The organism is Pseudomonas sp. xss_2, assembly GCF_043104195.1.
Taxonomy (GTDB): Bacteria; Pseudomonadota; Gammaproteobacteria; order Pseudomonadales; family Pseudomonadaceae; genus Aquipseudomonas; species Aquipseudomonas urmiensis.
Genome location: NZ_JBICKL010000077.1, coordinates 283,117 through 298,591 on the forward strand (window position 1 = coordinate 283,117; position 15,475 = coordinate 298,591).

A 15,475-nucleotide genomic window follows, 5' to 3' on the forward strand; every position below is an offset into this window, starting at 1 on the left:
ATGGCAAGTGATCCTGCGATAAGCTCAGCAACTGCAACCTCGATCAGCTACCTTCAACCACCTTGTTCAACGCCGCGCCATCGATACTCAACGTCGCGCTGTCGAACATGCCCTCGACATAGGCCTTGGCCAACTGCTCCTGACGCTGGGCACGCAACACCTCGCGCAAACGCGGGGCAACTTCTTCCAACGTTGCCGTGCGCGCCGGCTCCTGGCTGACCAGCTTGATGATGTGATAGCCCGCAGCACTTTGCACCGGCTCGCTGACACTACCCTGCTTGAGTTTGGGCACCACCCCGCGCACCTCCGGTAACAACCCCGCTAAAGGCTGCAACCCGGTATCGCCGCCTTGCGCCGCGGTGCCTTCATCCTGCGAGTGCTCACGCGCCAGTGCGGCAAAGTCAGCGTCGCTGGCTTGCGCCTGCTTGGCCAGTGCCTGGGCCTGCTTGCGTACTGCCTCGTCATCCTTGGGGTTCTCCACCCGCAGGAAGATCTGGCTCAGGCGATAACGCACAGGTAATTGCAAGCCCGCCTTGCCATTGTCGTAGGCCTGCTGCAACTGCGCGTCACTGGGGTACTCGTCGGGCACCTGGCTGACCGCGCTCAGGTAGTCGCGCAAGACGATCTGCTCGGTCGCCGCGCGGGTCTGGGTCAAGATCTCAGGCCGTTGCGGCCAGCCCTGGGTTTGGGCCTGCTGCAATAGCGCCTTCTCTGCCAGGCGTGCACGAATCCATGCCTCCAATGCTGGCCGATCATTGCGCAACTGGTTGCGCGCATCCTCAGGCAATAGCGCCAGCAGTGCCTTGAGTTCATCACTGCCCACTTGTTGATCGCCCAGCCGCGCCAAGGTCGGCCCGCTGTCGGCAGCCGGCGCAGTACGCGCCGCTGCCACTGGCTCATCCCCCGGGCGTAGCGCCAAGGTCACAGCCACAGCAATCACGGCCAGCGCCCCGGCGCCGGCCCACAGGGTGCGCGCGCTCAAGAGGCGCGCGCCGTTGCAGTGCCTGCCTCGGTTGGGGTCTGGTCGGCCACGTTGCGGCTGTAGTCACGCAGGTAGACGATGAACTCTTGCAGCAGGCGGTCCCACAGCAGCAGGCTGCCCAGCAGGTGTTTTTCGCTGACACCGTCTGCGACTACCACATCCATCTCCATCACCAGGAACTCGCCCTGCACCGACAACCGGGCAAAACGGCGGCTGGCGTTCCAGCGCTCGGCCAGCCCCCCGGGCAGCTCACCCTGGATACGCAAGGCGCAGCTGAATGTGAAATCGAGGAACTCGCCTTCCTTGTTCGGCGCACGATTACCAAACCGCACGGCATAGCCCACGCCCTGGCTGGCACTGAGCAACTGCACCACAGCGTTCTGCTCGCTGCGGTTGACCCGGCAACCGGCATCTTGCAGCAACTGGGTGAGGGAGTCGGCGCTAACGGTTTCGATCAGGGTGACTTCGGTCATGTGTCGTCTTCCTTGTGATGAGGCAATGCATAGCTCAGAGATTGCCCGCTACCTGGGCAATGCGCTCTAGCGTAGCTGTTGCACCCAGCACCGGCCTTACTACCTTGGGAATAATCCCTTGCTGATCGACAACGGTTTCTCTATCGACCAGGCCGGCCTCATCGCGGGGCAAGCCCGCTCCCACGTGGGCAAAGCCGAACACCGACTGGCGTGGCAGCGGGCTTGCCCCGCGATGAGGCCAGCTCTGGCGCTAACCAGATATCAGAAAGTGCGCATCTGCGCCGCCCGCCCCTGCCGCGCCAACTGCTGCAACTCCACGCCATCGAGCAACGCCTCGACCACGGCCTTGGCCGAATCCAGGCCGTGATCATTGCTCAACAACAAATCGCGACAGTTCCCCGTCGCCAGCTCCATCGCCTTGAGATTGGCGGCATATGCGCCCTTGAGCAGCGTCGACAAATGCACTAGCGCATCTTCGAAATCCACGCCTGAGCGAACAGCGAAAAGCGGCGGATGACTGCATTCGCAGTTACCGAAGTTGCAAGATGCCGTAGTGGCGCGCGGTGGGGGATCGGGTAAGCCTTTTGTCATTGTGTCGCTCCTTGATTCAATGGAGCCGTCACAAATCGCTACCAAACGAATGGGTGACGGCTGTACGCAGGTTGGTAGACCGGGAATCAAGGAAACCGGCGCGCACGGAGGCGCCCTACGCACAGCCGCCATAAAACGAAACAGCTGGGCACAAAAAAGCGCCAACTGTATCGCAGAGCGGGCGCTTGTGCGCCTTGATTGATCGCGGGCTACCAAACCCGGCTGCTGGATTTACAGCAGCCGACAGAGACTACCGGGCTCGGGGAAGGGTTTCAAGGTGGGGGCATGTTCAGAAACATTTGCGTGGTCAGTGCAGCGCCTGTCCAACTGACATTTTGTCAGTACACGTGCCTTGCAGGTTCCCCATCAACTGACCTACCGCCACCACTCCTGAGGCGGTCTCGTTCAAGGGAGTGAACCGATGCGCATGCTCACAGCAATCTTGTTCTTAGTGGCGATCATTTGAGCGAACGTTGTGTTCGCTCTGGATGAGAATGAAGAAGTTTGTGCTGTCGTGGAGTGACCTTAGGGCTAAGCTGCGGGAGCCTCAATCAAGCAGCCGGTGCAATCGTTACGCTTGGAGTAAAGGCTTTGCGTCGCAGCGCCTGGCCGCTGCGTGCAATATTCTTCAATACGCCCAAGCGATGGCGCTTGAGACTAGGGCTTTCGCCACCGGAGCCACCCTAGTCCATGGAGCAATTTCTGATTGTCGCCGCTGCCCACTTTCTCGCCCTGCTCTCACCCGGCCCGGACTTCTTCCTGGTAGCACGTACCTCAGCCAGCGCTGGCTGGCGGGTGGCCAGCGGTGCTTGCCTGGGCATCGCGCTGGCCAATGGCGTGTTCATCGGCGCAGCCTTCGCTGGGGTAGCAATACTGCGCGAAGGCAGTGCGCTGTTCATGGCCCTGCAGTTGGCTGGCTGCGCCTATCTGTTGTACATCGGCAAAGTGTTCCTGCGTCATGCCGGGCAGAACGCCCTGGATAACCTTCAAGCCAGCGCAGCACGGGCGACCCCGGGCTGGTTGGCAAGCCTGGCAATGGGCTTTGCCTCGGGCATTCTCAACCCGAAGAACGCGCTGTTCTACGCAAGCCTGGCGAGCATGCTGGCCAGCAGCAGCGCTGGCTGGAAAATCGCCTACGCCTGCTGGATGTGCGCCATTGTCTTGCTGTGGGACCTGCTGGTAGCAATGAGCATCGGCAATCGCCGGGTACTGCGCCGCTTCAGCCGCGCCCTGCCCTGGCTCGAGCGCGCCTCGGGGATCATGCTGATCCTGCTGGCCAGCGCCGTACTCATTCACCTGGCGCTGGGCTGAGCAACACCAGCCGGTTCATGTCCAGCAGGCTGAAGTGGCCGCTGCTCCAGCCCCCGGTGTCCAGGTGCCAGACATTGCCCAACTGTTTGACCTGTAGCACCGGGGTGTGGCCGACCAGCAGCGCTGCCAGGCCTTGCACTCGCTGTGTGTCGTCCTGCTTGAGCCGACGTCGCGACCATTGGCAGACTTCGCGCACCTGCGGGTCATCCTCGGCCTGAAGCCGCCTACGCAGGGTCGGCCAGTCGGCGAACGGGCTGTCGGCATGCAGCAGGCCGATCAAGCCCGCCTCGGTCGGTACCTCCAGGGCCAGCGGCAGATTGGCGAACACCTCGACAAAGCGCAGCTGCTCGCTGCTGGGCAAATCGAGAAACCAGCCACCGCCGGCAGCGCGGTACATGTCCAGATCCAAGCGCCCACCGCGCAGATAGGTAACGGCCAAGGCTTCGTGATTGCCCTGCACCGGATGAAACCAGGGCTGGGCCAACCAGTGCAGCGCCTGTTCACTGTGCGGCCCGCGATCGACCAGGTCGCCGACACTGAACAGGCGGTCGACTAGCGGATCGAAACCGACCGCATCCAGGCATCGCTGCAAGCGCGCGAAGTGCCCGTGGATATCGCCCACGGCCAGGTCGCGCCCTTTGCTATTGGCTGCTAGCCGGCGAAAAAGCGTCATGGCATCGTTCCTCTGCTACTGCGCCAACGCCAGGCGTAGAATGAAAGCACACGCAGTCAGCAAAAGCGGAGGTGCATCATGCGTTCTGTACTTGCCTGTGCCGTACTGATGGTGCTGGCATTCGACAGCATGGCACAAGGCACCCCGACCGCGCAGGTCGAGGTGCGTTTCGATCATCCGGAAAAATTCCGCGATGCCAGCCTCAACAGCCAAGGCTACGAGCGTGGCGCCGATGATCAGGTGATGAAGGCGCTCAGCGCTCATCTGCAAAAACTCGGTCGACGCTACCTGCAGCCCGGTCAGCAGCTGCGCATCGACATCCGCGACATCGACCTGGCGGGTCGCTACGAGCCATGGAACAGCTACGCCTACGATGTGCGCTTCATGCGCGAGATCACTTGGCCGACCATCGAGCTGAACTACACCTTGAGCCAACCGGGAAAACCCGATCAGCAGGCCCAAGAGCGAGTCAGCGACAAGATGTACTTGAGTCGTCCGGGCCGCCAGGTCAGCAGCAGCGACCGCTTGTTTGCCGAAAAAGCCATGCTCGACGACTGGTTCCGCCAGCGCTTTGCGCCCAAGCCGACCTCTTGAATGGCTAGCACTTGGCTCATGTTGATCTTCCTTGCGTGGAATTGGCCTGCGTGCACTGGTGTGCACGCTGTGGGCGAGAGTATCCTCGGCGCTCAGCCGTCACCAGGATGGATCCAAAATGAAGCTGTGCGCTGTCCAACTTGCCTCTGATAAGGGCGACCTGCAAGCCAATCTCCTGCGCCATGTCCATTGCGTCGAGCAGGCCGTGCGCCACGGCGCGCAGGTGGTGGTGTTTCCTGAACTGTCCCTGAGCGGTTATGAGCCGAGCCTGGCTCGCGAACTGGCCCAGGCGCTGGACACGACGCTCGTCGACCCCTTGCAGGCGGTGAGCGACCGCCACGGGGTGGTCATCGCGTTCGGGCTACCGCTGGCGACAGCGGCGGGCGTGCAAATCGCTATGGCTGTACTGCGCCCTGATCTGCCTCGCCTGGGGTATGCCAAGCAACGCTTGCATGCCGATGAGCTGCCGTTCTTCGTCGCTGGCGATCAACCGCTGCTGATTGCGGCTGACGACCTTCGGCTGGCGCCGGCGATCTGTTATGAGTCGATGTTCTTCGAGCACGCACAGCAGGTGTGCCAACTGGGCGCCGAGCTTTACCTGGTCAGCGTGGCCAAGACTGCCAAAGGCATAAAGGAGGGCTACCTACACTACCCCGAAGTCGCCCGGCGTTTCGCCATGCAGGTATTGCTGGCCAACTGCATAGGCCCTGCCGATAGCTTTGTCGGCGCGGGCGGATCGGCTGCCTGGGATGCCCAAGGCAACCTGCTGGCCGCCCTGGATGACGTGTCGCCAGGACTGATCGTGCTCGACACCCTCATGGGCAAGGCCCAGGCCGTGCCATTGGCCGAGTTGGGGCCATGAGATACCTGTTGCTGATCCTGGCCAGCTACACCTGCAGCTACTGGCTGGTGGGCCTGCTGATTCGCGGCCAACTTGCCGATATTGCCCAAGGGCTGCGCCATCGGCCGGATGCGCCAACGCCTGGCCAATACTTGCGCGAAGTCGAGCAGCATGCCCGGCGCGCCCATCGCCAATACAGCCTGATGGCCGGTAGCGCCCTAGCACTGGTGATTTGCCTGTTGGCCTATTGGCTTAGTTGAGGGCTTGGCCGTGCCCCGCGCTGGCGGATCAGAAATCCAGCGCCAGGCTTTGCCGCCCCTCCAGGGCCAGCAGCAGTTGCTTGGCCGGCAGACCACCGGCAAAGCCGGTCAGGCTGCCCGAGGCGCCGATCACCCGATGGCAAGGGGCGATGATCGAAATGGGGTTACGGCCATTCGCCGCGCCGACCGCACGTACAGCACTGGGGTTGCCGATCTGTCGGGCGATTTCGCTGTAGCTGCGGGTTTCGCCGAACGGAATGGTCAAGAGCGCCGCCCACACCTGGCGCTGGAATTCGGTGCCGACAAAGTCCAAATCCAGCTCGAAGCGCTGCCGTTGGCCGGCAAAATACTCGCCTAGCTGACGTGCAGTCTCTTGCAACAGCGGATGCTCGTCGTCGCGCTGCAGCTCGCCCAGACGCACACGATTCTCCCGCTCCTCCTGCCATAACACCGCGGCCAGCCGATTACCCCGCGCAACCAGGGTCAAGGTGCCAACGGGCGATTGCATGAGGGTGAATGCGCAAGACATGACCAATACCTAGGTAACAACGTGTTCGGCGAACTTTACCTGCAAATGCCTGCAACGGCACCTGGGCAGCGCTCAGGTTTCAGCACGCGAATCTCGCTTGCGCCGCTCAAGCCCCAACGCGATACCCACCAGCGCGATCGCCAGGGTGTAGGCAAAAAGCCCCAGGTTAACCCCCAGGATCATCTTCTCTGAGCCGTCCGAGAGCACCATCGAGCCACCGTAGCCATCACGCAACCAGTACGCCATCAAGAAGCCGCCGGTGACGAAGGCGGTCAGCAGGCTGGCCAGGCGCAGATTATCCTTGACCCAGACCAGCCAGACGCTGAACACCCCAAGCGCGGTATTGGTGAACAATTGCCAGGTCTCATGCAGGCGCGCATGCGGCGCCCACGCCTGATTGAAGACATGGCTGTCATTGACCTCGAGAATCGGCACGATGACGGCGTAGAAGACTATGCCAACGGTCACCAAGAGCTTCGCAACCACCCCACCACCTCCCTGTTCCTGACTTGGGCGTTTCCTGCCCTGGCCAGGACTGTAGCTGCTAGCTGCCCGCACAGCCACCTTACGACATGGCTAGGCGTAGGCGCGATCAATCCTCTTCAGTCAATTCACACACACCGTTGGCGCCGCCTTTACCGGTGTAGGAGACGCTCGGCGAGCCATCGGGGCTGACGGTCAGGGAAATAGTCACACCACTACCCTTGGCCTCGAAATAGTTGTCGTTGAACTTCTTCAGCTTGGCCTCCTTGCCGTTGATGTAGATCGGCCCGCCTTCGTCGACGTGCACTTCGATGTCGCCAGGGCATGTGGCGTTGACCAGTGGAATCTGCGCCTGGGCCAGCCCGGCTAGGCAAGCCAGCAGTGCACCCAACAGAACATGCCTCATACAACCTCCTGATTCGCTCCAGTGCAGAAGCTTCAGCAATAGCCCACCTAAGGACAACGCGCCAATCCCAGCCACAGATAGCCACCAAGTCGATCAGCGCGATGACGCTGCCACAGGGCTCGGCCCAAGGCACTGTTGCATAAAAAAGCCCCGGCATTTGCCAGGGCTGAAAAACGACCAAGCCCGACTCGTTCGCCGGGCTGCGAAGGTTTAGTTGGACGGCTGGCGACTGTGGTGCCAATAGAGGTACAGCAGTCCAAGCGGGGCGATAAAGATCGCCAGGAACCAGCACACGAACATCGTGAAGAACTTGACAGCCAGCATGAACAACGCGTTCACGAAGAATACGTTGCGCCCCATGATGAAACCCACCGCGCTCTCGTACACGAACCTTGAGTAGGGATAGAGCAACGTGCTCACCACGGAAATGGCAACGGTGGCGAAGTCAAGCCCGAGGGGAGCACGTGACTTCATATAAATGAAAAAGGCCGCGAAGAGTGCGCCGAAAAACAATTGACGCGCGTAATAGCTAGGCGTCAGACCGCCAAAGGACATAGCAAGAAAGTTGCGCATAAGATCCGTCTCAAGGTTTCAAAGGGCCGGTATTTTAGCAGCCTGGCCGTCTCAGTAAAGTCTTGATACAGACAGGCTGGGTAGACGAAGGAGAGCGACAACGAGGTAAGTGGAGCACGGCTGCTGACTGCCGTTCACCAAGACCGAGCAGGTGCGTACGTGTGGCAACAGCGTTAGCCCGCCGCCGATGGCAGCACTGGCGCGAGCCGATGATCCATGGCCGACGGTATCGGAACTCGCGAGTGTTGCCTAGGCTCTGTACGAAAAGCCTTGATACTCGGTGATGCTGCGTTGAAAACAGCCTCGGAATGCTCATTTACAACCCGTAAACTCCGCTCCCTCGGCTGTTTTCGCCTTGCCTGACCTTCGTCTCAAGACTTTTCATACAGACCCTAGGAATCTCGGCGCTTGCCAACGACGACCGCGCCGCGGGTGATCGAGAATCCGACATCCCCTACGTAATTGCCAGTCGTTTGTGTGCATGACTCGGACTGCCCCATCGCAATCGGCACCACGTTGATAACGTCGTAGCCGGCGTGATCAAAGTCTTCGTACATTTTTTGTAAGTGCGCCGCGTACTCATCAAAATCCACGACCTTCTGATTGTGCACAACTTCGACCTTGTTCCCGAAGAGCCCGGCTGGCTTGGTTCCTGATTCCAGTGATGCGTAGAACCAGCGCGTGACAAACTTTCCTGACATAGAACCTCCTGTAAGCGGAACCCAACGATATCAAATGAGTGGCGCCAATCAATCGCCACGATTCGATAGGCTACCCTTCGTCGCATGGCGTCCAAGTCGGCACACCCGACCAGTCGCTTCGTGTTCCAACCTGGCAAAGGTGGGCTGTGGATCAACGAGCCAAGTGTTACAATCGGCCACTTCAAATCGGCGCTGAAGGCGCTGAACATCCGTGAACGCCGTCAGTACGACACCCGCCACACCTACGCAACCATGTGCCTGATGCCTGGGATGAACCCCGCGTTCATCGCGAGCCAGCTTGGCCACAGCGTCGAGATGTTGCTCTCTACCTACGCGAAATGGATCAGCTCCTCCTCGGACTGGAGGGAGCTGGAGAAGCTGCCGCCCCGCGTCGAATTGGCCCAAAATTGGCCCAAGACTGACGACAGGGCCTAAATACACCTCTGGAATCCCCGCAGGACAAGCACTTGATTTCTACCGCTAACATCACCATGCAATTCGGCGCCAAGCCGCTGTTCGAGAACGTCTCGGTCAAATTCAACAACGGCAACCGCTACGGCCTGATCGGCGCCAACGGTTGCGGCAAGTCGACCTTCATGAAGATCCTCGGCGGCGATCTGGAGCCGTCTGGCGGCCAGGTGATGCTTGAGCCGAACACCCGCCTGGGTAAGCTGCGCCAGGACCAGTTCGCCTACGAAGACTTCACTGTGATCGACACCGTGATCATGGGCCATGAGCAGCTGTTCAAGGTCAAGGCCGAACGTGATCGTATCTACTCGCTGCCTGAGATGAGCGAAGAAGACGGCATGGCCGTCGCTGAACTGGAAACCGAGTTCGCCGAAATGGACGGCTACACCGCCGACTCGCGCGCCGGCGAACTGTTGCTGGGCCTGGGTATTCCACTGGAACAGCACTACGGCCCGATGAGCGAAGTCGCGCCGGGCTGGAAACTGCGCGTGCTGCTGGCCCAGGCGTTGTTCTCGGATCCGGACGTGCTGCTGCTCGACGAGCCGACCAACCACCTGGACATCAACACCATCCGCTGGCTGGAAACCATTCTCACGGCGCGTAACAGCACCATGATTATCATTTCCCACGACCGGCACTTCCTCAACAGCGTGTGCACCCACATGGCTGACCTGGACTACGGCGAGCTGCGCCTGTTCCCGGGCAACTATGACGAGTACATGACTGCTGCAACCCAGTCGCGCGAGCAACTTTTGGCCGACAACGCCAAGAAAAAGGCGCAGATCGCCGAGCTGCAGACCTTCGTCAGCCGCTTCTCGGCCAACGCCTCCAAGGCCAAGCAGGCCACCTCGCGGGCCAAGCAGATCGACAAGATCCAGCTGGCCGAGGTCAAGCCATCGAGCCGGGTCAGCCCGTTCATCCGCTTCGAGCAGAACAAGAAGCTGCACCGTCAGGCGGTGACCATCGAGAAGATGGCCAAGGCATTCGACGACAAAGTGCTGTTCAAGGACTTCAGCTTCACCGTCGAAGCCGGTGAGCGCGTCGCCATCATCGGCCCTAACGGTATCGGCAAGACCACCCTGCTGCGCACCATGGTCGGTGAAGTGCAGCCCGACGCGGGTGCGGTCAAGTGGACCGATAGCGCCGAAGTGGGCTACTACGCCCAGGACCACGCCCACGACTTCGAAGATGACGTCAACCTGTTCGAGTGGATGGGCCAGTGGACCCAGGGCGAGCAGATGATCCGTGGCACCTTGGGCCGGATGCTGTTCTCCAACGACGAGATCCTCAAGTCGGTCAAGGTGATTTCCGGTGGTGAGCAAGGCCGGATGCTGTTCGGCAAGCTGATCCTGCAAAAGCCGAACGTACTGGTGATGGACGAACCGACCAACCACCTGGACATGGAATCGATCGAGGCACTGAACCTGGCGCTGGAAAACTACCCAGGCACCCTGCTGTTCGTCAGCCATGACCGCGAGTTCGTGTCGTCGTTGGCTACGCGGATCATCGAGCTGACGCCTGAAGGCGTGGTCGACTTCAGCGGCACCTATGACGACTACCTGCGTAGCCAGGGCGTGGTGGTCTGAGCTGAGCGACTGACTCAGTAGCCAGCAATCGCGGGGCAAGCCGGCCCTCACGCAGTGCGTGGGGGTGGGCTTGCCCCGCGGTCGTTTCGGCCTGCGGCCAGCGCGAGCCGACGAATAATTCGTTAGCCTGCTTTCATTTATCCCAGACTACGGCCATGATGCTTGCACGCCCAACCGCCCGCCCGCGAACGAGCCCATGACCGCGCAAGAACCCGCTCCCAGTAATAGCTTTGCCATCACCCAGCAGATCCTCTCGATCGTCTTCTATACCTTCATCGCCTTCCTGTGCATCGGCCTGCCGATTGCGGTGCTGCCCAGTTATGTGCACGACCAACTGGGTTTTGGCGCGGTGATCGCTGGAGTGACCATCGGCCTGCAGTACCTGGCGACACTGCTCAGCCGGCCGTTCGCCGGGCGGGTGGCAGACAGCCTGGGTGGCAAGCGAGCCATTGGCTACGGCTTGTTTGGCATCGCCGGTTGCGGGGTGCTGACCCTGTTCTCGGCCTGGACCCTGAGCCTGCCCTGGCTAAGCCTGGCACTGCTGCTCGGTGGGCGCTTGCTGTTGGGCATCGCCCAAGGCTTGATCGGCGTTGCCACCTTGAGCTGGGGCATCAGCCAGGTGGGCGCCGAGCACACCGCACGGGTGATTTCCTGGAACGGCATCGCCTCGTATGGCGCCATCGCCATCGGCGCGCCGGTGGGCGTGCTGATGGTCGATGGCCTGGACTTCAGCGTGCTGGGGCCGGCCCTGCTGATCCTGGCGGCACTGGCGCTGCTGGCCCTGCGCAAGCGGCCAGACGTCGTGGTAGTACGCGGCGAACGCCTGCCGTTCTGGTCGGCGTTCGCCCGAGTAGCGCCTTGTGGAATGGGCCTGACCCTGGCCTCGATTGGCTATGGCACGCTGACCACCTTCGTCACCCTGTATTACCTGGAGCGCGGCTGGGCGGGCGCGGCGTTGTGCCTGAGCGCGTTCGGCGTGTGCTTCATCATTTCGCGGCTGCTGTTCGTCAATGCGGTCAATCGCTTTGGCGGTTATGCGGTGGCTGTGAGCTGTATGGCGACGGAAGTGCTAGGGCTGAGCCTGCTTTGGCTTGCGCCCTCGCCTGCCTGGGCGCTGGTTGGCGCGGGCTTGACCGGATTCGGCCTGTCGCTGGTGTATCCAGCCCTGGGCGTGGAAGCGATCAAACAGGTGCCGAGCAGCAGCCGTGGCGCTGGCCTGGGGGCGTATGCGGTGTTTTTCGACCTTGCCCTGGCAATTGCCGGCCCGGTGATGGGCGCAGTGGCGGTGCACCTGGGCTATGCCTCGATCTTCGGCGTGGCCGCCCTGCTGGCGCTGTCTGGGGTGGGCCTGACCCTAGTGCTCGCTCGCCGCCGCTGAGCGCTCGCCTGGCTCTGGAGCCCCCAGAGTCTGGCTAAAGAAATCGGCGGTTTCGCGCTGTAGCGAGTGATGAATCTGCCGACGGTCGACGCCCTCGGCATCCTTGCACACTACAGGCATGCGCGCATGCTGCTCGGCATCGCAGGGCGCCATGAAAATGAAATGCCCCGCCCCTGCCAACAACCGATAGTCGGGGGTGACCGGCAGCTTGCGCGCCAGAGCCTGGGCATTGCGATCCAGCGCCAGCAACTGATCGTTGTCACCGCTGTAGATCAGCGCAGGGACATGCACGCCGCTCAAGGCGTGCCGGCCAAACATCAAGCTCAACGGCGCCATCAGCACCAATGCGCCAACCCTGGGGTCGGCCTGGGCGGTCAGCTCGCTGCGATCAGCGATCAGCACGCCGTGGGTCTTGCAGGCATCGGCATCACCAGGGCGCTCCAGGCAGTAACGGTGCAAACGATCGAGGTCGGGCTGGGCGCCAGACACGATCAAGGCCGTCTCGCCCCCCGCCGAGTAACCAATCACGCCCACCTTGCCGTCGTTTAGATAGGGGCCGAGCACGCTGTCCGCACGCGCAGCGCTGATCGCTGCGCTCACTTGCAATGGCCGGCCGTAGAGATTGCTCAAGGTACCCAGGCGACTGTGATCACTGGCGTTGTCGCCCGGGTGGGTCAGCGCCACCACCACGAATCCCCGACGCGCCAGCGCGCTGGCTAAATCGTGCAGAGCCAAAGGGCTACCGGTATTGCCGTGGGACACGACCAGCAAAGGGAACTGCCCCAGCGCGACCGGAGCGTCCTCGGCTACGGTGAGCGGATAGCCTTCAAGGCGGATGTGATGTGCTTGACCTGTGGAGGGATAGAACGCCAAGGCCTGCATCGGGCGGGCGTCCAGCGGGTCGGCCAGTTGCAGATGATGCAACCCTGCAACCCACGGCGCCGCGTCAGCGCGAGCCAACAGGCCGGCCAACAACAGGCACGATACCAACACAGGGGTTCGGTTCATCGCAGGCGTCTCCCCGCCAAACGGAAGGATAGCGCCAGCATAAGCCCCGGCATCGGCCAGCAGATGAAAACTGGATGAAACAACCCAGCGCGGCGCGAGCCAGCTCCCGCTACCGCCCTCTAAAAGGAAGCGGCGTGGGAGCAGGCTTGCCCCGCGATGGCGTCAGCACATCACTGCATTCAGGCAGCGACGAACAACTCACCGGCAATCTGCGCCTGAGCGGCGTCGATCGCTTGGCTGCGGTGCTCTGGACCATAGGCCAGGCCGTGGGCACGGACGATTTCCAGGTCGGTGATGCCGATAAAGCCGAGGAACACCTTGAGGAAGTCCTCATGGCCAGCACCGGTCGGTTGGCCAGCGTGCAGGCCGCCTGCGGTGGAAACCAGGATCACCTTTTTGTTACCGCACAGGCCTTCTGGGCCGGCTTCGGTGTAGCGGAAGGTCTTGCCAGCGACAGCAATGCGGTCGATCCAGGCTTTGAGCTGGGTCGGTACGGTGAAGTTATACATCGGCGCGCCGATCACCACGGCGTCGGCAGCGAGGAACTCATCCAGGGTTTCCTGGCTCAGCTTGGCTTCGTGAGCCTGGGCGGCATCGCGCATTTCGCCTGGGGTGCCAGCGGCAACCAGGGTGGCGGCGGAGAAGTGGCTGATGGCATCGGCGGCCAGGTCGCGGTAGACCACTTCGATGCTCGAATCAGCGGCTTTCCAGGCTTCTACCACTTCGCGGCTCAGCTGACGGGAGGCGGAATTGTCGCCCAGAATGCTCGAATCGATATGCAACAGTTTCATGGGACTCTCCTGTGAATGACGACCGCGGTAGTGGGCGATCACGATGGAGAGAATCCTATACAACCATCGAATAGCTGATAAGTCGGCAAAAATGCATTAGTTTGTCCTACTGATGGAACAATGGGTTTGCACATGCAAGATCTCAACGACCTGTTTTACTTTGCCCGCGTGGTCGAGGCTGGTGGCTTTGCCGCCGCCGGCCGCCAACTGGGTATCCCCAAATCGCGCCTGTCGCGGCGCATCGCCGAGCTGGAGGAGCGCCTGGGCACCCGCTTGCTGCAACGCACCACGCGTCAACTCAAGCTGACGGCGGTGGGCGAGCGCTATTTGCATCACTGCCAGGCCATGCTGCTGGAAGCGGAGATGGCTGATGAAGCCGTCGCCAGCATGACCAGTGAGCCACGCGGGCGCTTGCGGGTATCGTGCCCGGTGGCCTTGGCGCATGCCTTTTTACCGGAGGTGATCAGCCGTTTTCTGGAGTTGCACCCGCTGGTGCAGTTGGACATGGTCCTGCTCAATCGCCGGGTCGACCTGATTTCCGAAGGCATCGACGTGGCCCTGCGGGTGCGCGACCTGGGCGACGAGGACCCGGCCTTGGTCACCCGCCGCTTGCGCCAGGCGCAGATGCATCTGGTTGCCGCGCCAGGCTTTGCCGACGGCATCAGTGAGCCTTCGCAGCTGGCCAGCCTACCGGTGTTGGGCGCGGCCGAGGCTGATCGATTGGTGCATCTGCGCTTGTTTGGCCCTGGTGGGCGTCAGCAGGACCTGGCCTTGGAGCCGCGCCTGGCCATCGATGACTTTGTCGTACGCAAGGCCTCGGTGCTGGCCGGGCTGGGCTTCACAGCGCTGCCGAGCATGTACTGCGAAGAAGAGCTGGAGCGCGGTGAGTTGGTGCGCCTGTTGCCCGACTGGTCGCTGCCGGGCGGCTGGCTGCAGGCGGTGTACCCACACCGGCGGGGCGTGCTGCCGGCGGTGCGGGTGTGGATCGACCATCTGGCGGCCTCGTTCGAGGCCTGTGGAGAGCGCTATGTCTGAGCAACGCATGAGCCCTGAGCAGGTGGCCGAGTTTTGCCTGGGCCTGCCAGGAGCGCGAGAAGACTACAAGTGGGGTGGGATCCGGGTGTTCTCGGTGGCCGGCAACAAGATGTTTGCCGTGCTCGACCTGGCGGGTGCAGGGTTGTCGTTCAAGGTCGATGACGAGCTGTTCCTGGGGTATGTCGACCTTCCGGGCGTGCGCCCGGCTCCCTACCTGGCCAGAGCCCGCTGGATCAGCATGGCCCCGCCCTACCCCATGGGCCGAACCGCGCTGTGCGATCTGCTGCAGCGCTCCCACCAGTTGGTGGTGCAGCGCCTGCCCAAGCGATTGCGCCTTGGGCTGCTTATCTGAACAACGGCGCTACCGCCGCGCCTAGCCAGCGCCCTTGCAGCGCCAGATGATCGAACCAAAACAGCTGGTGCACGGCGACGATGGCCCAGAAGCTCAGCTGATAGGAGGCCTTGCGTGTCTTGTGCCGAAACAGCTGCTGGGCCAGCAAGGCGCCAGGCCAGCCGCCGCACAGTTCGCTGGCATGCAGGACCTTTTCCGGCGTGCGCCAGGCCTGGCTGCGGGCCTGCTGTTTGTCCTGCCAATAGAGCATGAGGCTGATCAAGCTGGCGGCTGGATAGGCCGCCAATGGCAACCACGACTGCCCACTCCAGGCCATCTGCGCCGCACCGAGGCCAGGCAACAGGCACAGAACGGCGAGAATCAGCAGCTTCAGGCGTGCATGGCGCACGCCCTGTTCAGCGCCATTGCCGCGTCTGGCCGCAGTGTGCATACGCGCCATA

Annotated in this window: 21 protein-coding genes; 9 read left to right on the forward strand and 12 right to left on the reverse strand. The window is 62.0% G+C overall.

Going from position 1 to position 15,475, the window contains the following annotated elements; all coding sequences use genetic code 11:
- Positions 1–43: 43 nt before the first annotated feature.
- From ACF8K2_RS19920 to ACF8K2_RS19930, 3 genes are all read right to left on the reverse strand, one after another.
- A complete protein-coding gene (locus ACF8K2_RS19920; protein ID WP_392467186.1) occupies positions 44–982 on the reverse strand; it encodes a peptidylprolyl isomerase in 939 nt (312 codons plus the stop codon).
- Positions 979–1,455: a YbjN domain-containing protein gene (locus ACF8K2_RS19925; protein WP_392467188.1), complete on the reverse strand. Its 477-nt coding sequence runs from the start codon at positions 1,453–1,455 to the stop codon at positions 979–981. The genes ACF8K2_RS19920 and ACF8K2_RS19925 overlap by 4 nt, the downstream gene beginning before the upstream one ends.
- A 261-nt stretch (positions 1,456–1,716) precedes the next feature.
- Positions 1,717–1,941: a hypothetical protein gene (locus tag ACF8K2_RS19930; protein WP_392467190.1), complete on the reverse strand. Its 225-nt coding sequence runs from the start codon at positions 1,939–1,941 to the stop codon at positions 1,717–1,719.
- Between the two features lie 795 nt (positions 1,942–2,736).
- Here ACF8K2_RS19930 and ACF8K2_RS19935 point away from each other — a divergent pair.
- Complete coding sequence (locus ACF8K2_RS19935; RefSeq protein WP_186554355.1) at positions 2,737–3,357, forward strand: LysE family translocator; 621 nt, start codon at positions 2,737–2,739, stop codon at positions 3,355–3,357.
- On the opposite strand, the gene ACF8K2_RS19940 is transcribed toward ACF8K2_RS19935, so the two are convergent.
- Positions 3,335–4,030 carry a metallophosphoesterase gene (locus tag ACF8K2_RS19940; RefSeq protein WP_392467191.1) on the reverse strand — a complete coding sequence of 232 codons (696 nt, stop codon included), beginning with the start codon at positions 4,028–4,030 and terminating at the stop codon, positions 3,335–3,337. The two genes, ACF8K2_RS19935 and ACF8K2_RS19940, sit on opposite strands and share 23 nt — an antisense overlap.
- Before the next feature lie 78 nt (positions 4,031–4,108).
- Here ACF8K2_RS19940 and ACF8K2_RS19945 point away from each other — a divergent pair, with 78 nt between their 5' ends.
- The 3 genes from ACF8K2_RS19945 (at position 4,109) to ACF8K2_RS19955 (ending at position 5,725) form a co-directional block, all read left to right on the forward strand.
- Positions 4,109–4,624, forward strand: a complete 516-nt coding sequence (locus ACF8K2_RS19945) for a DUF3016 domain-containing protein (RefSeq protein ID WP_392467192.1) — start codon at positions 4,109–4,111, stop codon at positions 4,622–4,624.
- 118 nt (positions 4,625–4,742) lie between these two features.
- Entirely contained in the window at positions 4,743–5,486 is a 744-nt protein-coding gene (locus tag ACF8K2_RS19950) for a carbon-nitrogen hydrolase family protein (protein WP_392467194.1), read from the forward strand.
- Positions 5,483–5,725: a hypothetical protein gene (locus tag ACF8K2_RS19955; RefSeq protein WP_186554351.1), complete on the forward strand. Its 243-nt coding sequence runs from the start codon at positions 5,483–5,485 to the stop codon at positions 5,723–5,725. Before ACF8K2_RS19950 ends, ACF8K2_RS19955 begins: the two co-directional genes overlap by 4 nt.
- A 28-nt stretch (positions 5,726–5,753) precedes the next feature.
- Here the strand turns inward: ACF8K2_RS19955 and ACF8K2_RS19960 are convergent, their stop codons facing one another.
- The 5 genes from ACF8K2_RS19960 to ACF8K2_RS19980 all read right to left on the reverse strand — a co-directional run bounded on the left by ACF8K2_RS19960 (position 5,754) and on the right by ACF8K2_RS19980 (position 8,417).
- Positions 5,754–6,254, reverse strand: coding sequence for a methylated-DNA--[protein]-cysteine S-methyltransferase (locus tag ACF8K2_RS19960; protein WP_392467196.1), 501 nt, complete (start codon positions 6,252–6,254; stop codon positions 5,754–5,756).
- Between the two features lie 72 nt (positions 6,255–6,326).
- Entirely contained in the window at positions 6,327–6,740 is a 414-nt protein-coding gene (locus tag ACF8K2_RS19965) for a hypothetical protein (protein WP_186554349.1), read from the reverse strand.
- Between the two features lie 106 nt (positions 6,741–6,846).
- Positions 6,847–7,143 carry a hypothetical protein gene (locus ACF8K2_RS19970; protein ID WP_392467198.1) on the reverse strand — a complete coding sequence of 99 codons (297 nt, stop codon included), beginning with the start codon at positions 7,141–7,143 and terminating at the stop codon, positions 6,847–6,849.
- A 210-nt stretch (positions 7,144–7,353) separates the two neighbouring features.
- Positions 7,354–7,716, reverse strand: a complete 363-nt coding sequence (locus ACF8K2_RS19975; protein WP_312154449.1) for a hypothetical protein — start codon at positions 7,714–7,716, stop codon at positions 7,354–7,356.
- A 392-nt stretch (positions 7,717–8,108) separates the two neighbouring features.
- Complete coding sequence (locus ACF8K2_RS19980) at positions 8,109–8,417, reverse strand: hypothetical protein (RefSeq protein ID WP_264232627.1); 309 nt, start codon at positions 8,415–8,417, stop codon at positions 8,109–8,111.
- An 84-nt stretch (positions 8,418–8,501) separates the two neighbouring features.
- Between ACF8K2_RS19980 and ACF8K2_RS19985 the strand changes: the two genes are divergently transcribed.
- From ACF8K2_RS19985 to ACF8K2_RS19995, 3 genes are all read left to right on the forward strand, one after another.
- Positions 8,502–8,852 carry an integrase gene (locus ACF8K2_RS19985; protein ID WP_392467200.1) on the forward strand — a complete coding sequence of 117 codons (351 nt, stop codon included), beginning with the start codon at positions 8,502–8,504 and terminating at the stop codon, positions 8,850–8,852.
- A gap of 32 nt (positions 8,853–8,884) precedes the next feature.
- Complete coding sequence (locus tag ACF8K2_RS19990) at positions 8,885–10,471, forward strand: ABC-F family ATPase (RefSeq protein WP_186554344.1); 1,587 nt, start codon at positions 8,885–8,887, stop codon at positions 10,469–10,471.
- Between the two features lie 196 nt (positions 10,472–10,667).
- Positions 10,668–11,849 (forward strand): MFS transporter, encoded by a 1,182-nt coding sequence (locus tag ACF8K2_RS19995; protein WP_186554343.1) that lies wholly within the window; start codon positions 10,668–10,670, stop codon positions 11,847–11,849.
- On the opposite strand, the gene ACF8K2_RS20000 is transcribed toward ACF8K2_RS19995, so the two are convergent.
- Complete coding sequence (locus ACF8K2_RS20000; protein WP_392467201.1) at positions 11,826–12,857, reverse strand: alpha/beta hydrolase family protein; 1,032 nt, start codon at positions 12,855–12,857, stop codon at positions 11,826–11,828. The two genes, ACF8K2_RS19995 and ACF8K2_RS20000, sit on opposite strands and share 24 nt — an antisense overlap.
- A 179-nt stretch (positions 12,858–13,036) precedes the next feature.
- Positions 13,037–13,648 (reverse strand): FMN-dependent NADH-azoreductase, encoded by a 612-nt coding sequence (locus ACF8K2_RS20005; protein ID WP_392467203.1) that lies wholly within the window; start codon positions 13,646–13,648, stop codon positions 13,037–13,039.
- Between the two features lie 132 nt (positions 13,649–13,780).
- Here ACF8K2_RS20005 and ACF8K2_RS20010 point away from each other — a divergent pair, with 132 nt between their 5' ends.
- Positions 13,781–14,683 (forward strand): LysR substrate-binding domain-containing protein, encoded by a 903-nt coding sequence (locus ACF8K2_RS20010; RefSeq protein WP_186554340.1) that lies wholly within the window; start codon positions 13,781–13,783, stop codon positions 14,681–14,683.
- A complete protein-coding gene (locus tag ACF8K2_RS20015) occupies positions 14,676–15,035 on the forward strand; it encodes an MmcQ/YjbR family DNA-binding protein (protein ID WP_186554339.1) in 360 nt (119 codons plus the stop codon). Before ACF8K2_RS20010 ends, ACF8K2_RS20015 begins: the two co-directional genes overlap by 8 nt.
- Here the strand turns inward: ACF8K2_RS20015 and ACF8K2_RS20020 are convergent.
- Positions 15,028–15,465, reverse strand: coding sequence for a DUF1294 domain-containing protein (locus tag ACF8K2_RS20020; RefSeq protein WP_392467258.1), 438 nt, complete (start codon positions 15,463–15,465; stop codon positions 15,028–15,030). The two genes, ACF8K2_RS20015 and ACF8K2_RS20020, sit on opposite strands and share 8 nt — an antisense overlap.
- Positions 15,466–15,475: the final 10 nt, after the last annotated feature.

Excerpts from the sequence above, each read along its gene's own strand:
- ACF8K2_RS19980 (WP_264232627.1), bottom strand. The coding sequence starts at position 8,417 with ATGTCAGGAAAGTTTGTCACGCGCTGGTTCTACGCATCACTGGAATCA.
- ACF8K2_RS19970 (WP_392467198.1), bottom strand. The coding sequence starts at position 7,143 with ATGAGGCATGTTCTGTTGGGTGCACTGCTGGCTTGCCTAGCCGGGCTG.
- ACF8K2_RS20010 (WP_186554340.1), top strand. The coding sequence starts at position 13,781 with ATGCAAGATCTCAACGACCTGTTTTACTTTGCCCGCGTGGTCGAGGCT.
- ACF8K2_RS19975 (WP_312154449.1), bottom strand. The coding sequence starts at position 7,716 with ATGCGCAACTTTCTTGCTATGTCCTTTGGCGGTCTGACGCCTAGCTAT.
- ACF8K2_RS20005 (WP_392467203.1), bottom strand. The coding sequence starts at position 13,648 with ATGAAACTGTTGCATATCGATTCGAGCATTCTGGGCGACAATTCCGCC.
- ACF8K2_RS20015 (WP_186554339.1), top strand. The coding sequence starts at position 14,676 with ATGTCTGAGCAACGCATGAGCCCTGAGCAGGTGGCCGAGTTTTGCCTG.
- ACF8K2_RS19985 (WP_392467200.1), top strand. The coding sequence starts at position 8,502 with ATGGCGTCCAAGTCGGCACACCCGACCAGTCGCTTCGTGTTCCAACCT.
- ACF8K2_RS19935 (WP_186554355.1), top strand. The coding sequence starts at position 2,737 with ATGGAGCAATTTCTGATTGTCGCCGCTGCCCACTTTCTCGCCCTGCTC.
- ACF8K2_RS19925 (WP_392467188.1), bottom strand. The coding sequence starts at position 1,455 with ATGACCGAAGTCACCCTGATCGAAACCGTTAGCGCCGACTCCCTCACC.
- ACF8K2_RS20020 (WP_392467258.1), bottom strand. The coding sequence starts at position 15,465 with ATGCACACTGCGGCCAGACGCGGCAATGGCGCTGAACAGGGCGTGCGC.
- ACF8K2_RS19995 (WP_186554343.1), top strand. The coding sequence starts at position 10,668 with ATGACCGCGCAAGAACCCGCTCCCAGTAATAGCTTTGCCATCACCCAG.
- ACF8K2_RS19960 (WP_392467196.1), bottom strand. The coding sequence starts at position 6,254 with ATGTCTTGCGCATTCACCCTCATGCAATCGCCCGTTGGCACCTTGACC.
- ACF8K2_RS20000 (WP_392467201.1), bottom strand. The coding sequence starts at position 12,857 with ATGAACCGAACCCCTGTGTTGGTATCGTGCCTGTTGTTGGCCGGCCTG.
- ACF8K2_RS19950 (WP_392467194.1), top strand. The coding sequence starts at position 4,743 with ATGAAGCTGTGCGCTGTCCAACTTGCCTCTGATAAGGGCGACCTGCAA.
- ACF8K2_RS19940 (WP_392467191.1), bottom strand. The coding sequence starts at position 4,030 with ATGACGCTTTTTCGCCGGCTAGCAGCCAATAGCAAAGGGCGCGACCTG.
- ACF8K2_RS19945 (WP_392467192.1), top strand. The coding sequence starts at position 4,109 with ATGCGTTCTGTACTTGCCTGTGCCGTACTGATGGTGCTGGCATTCGAC.
- ACF8K2_RS19955 (WP_186554351.1), top strand. The coding sequence starts at position 5,483 with ATGAGATACCTGTTGCTGATCCTGGCCAGCTACACCTGCAGCTACTGG.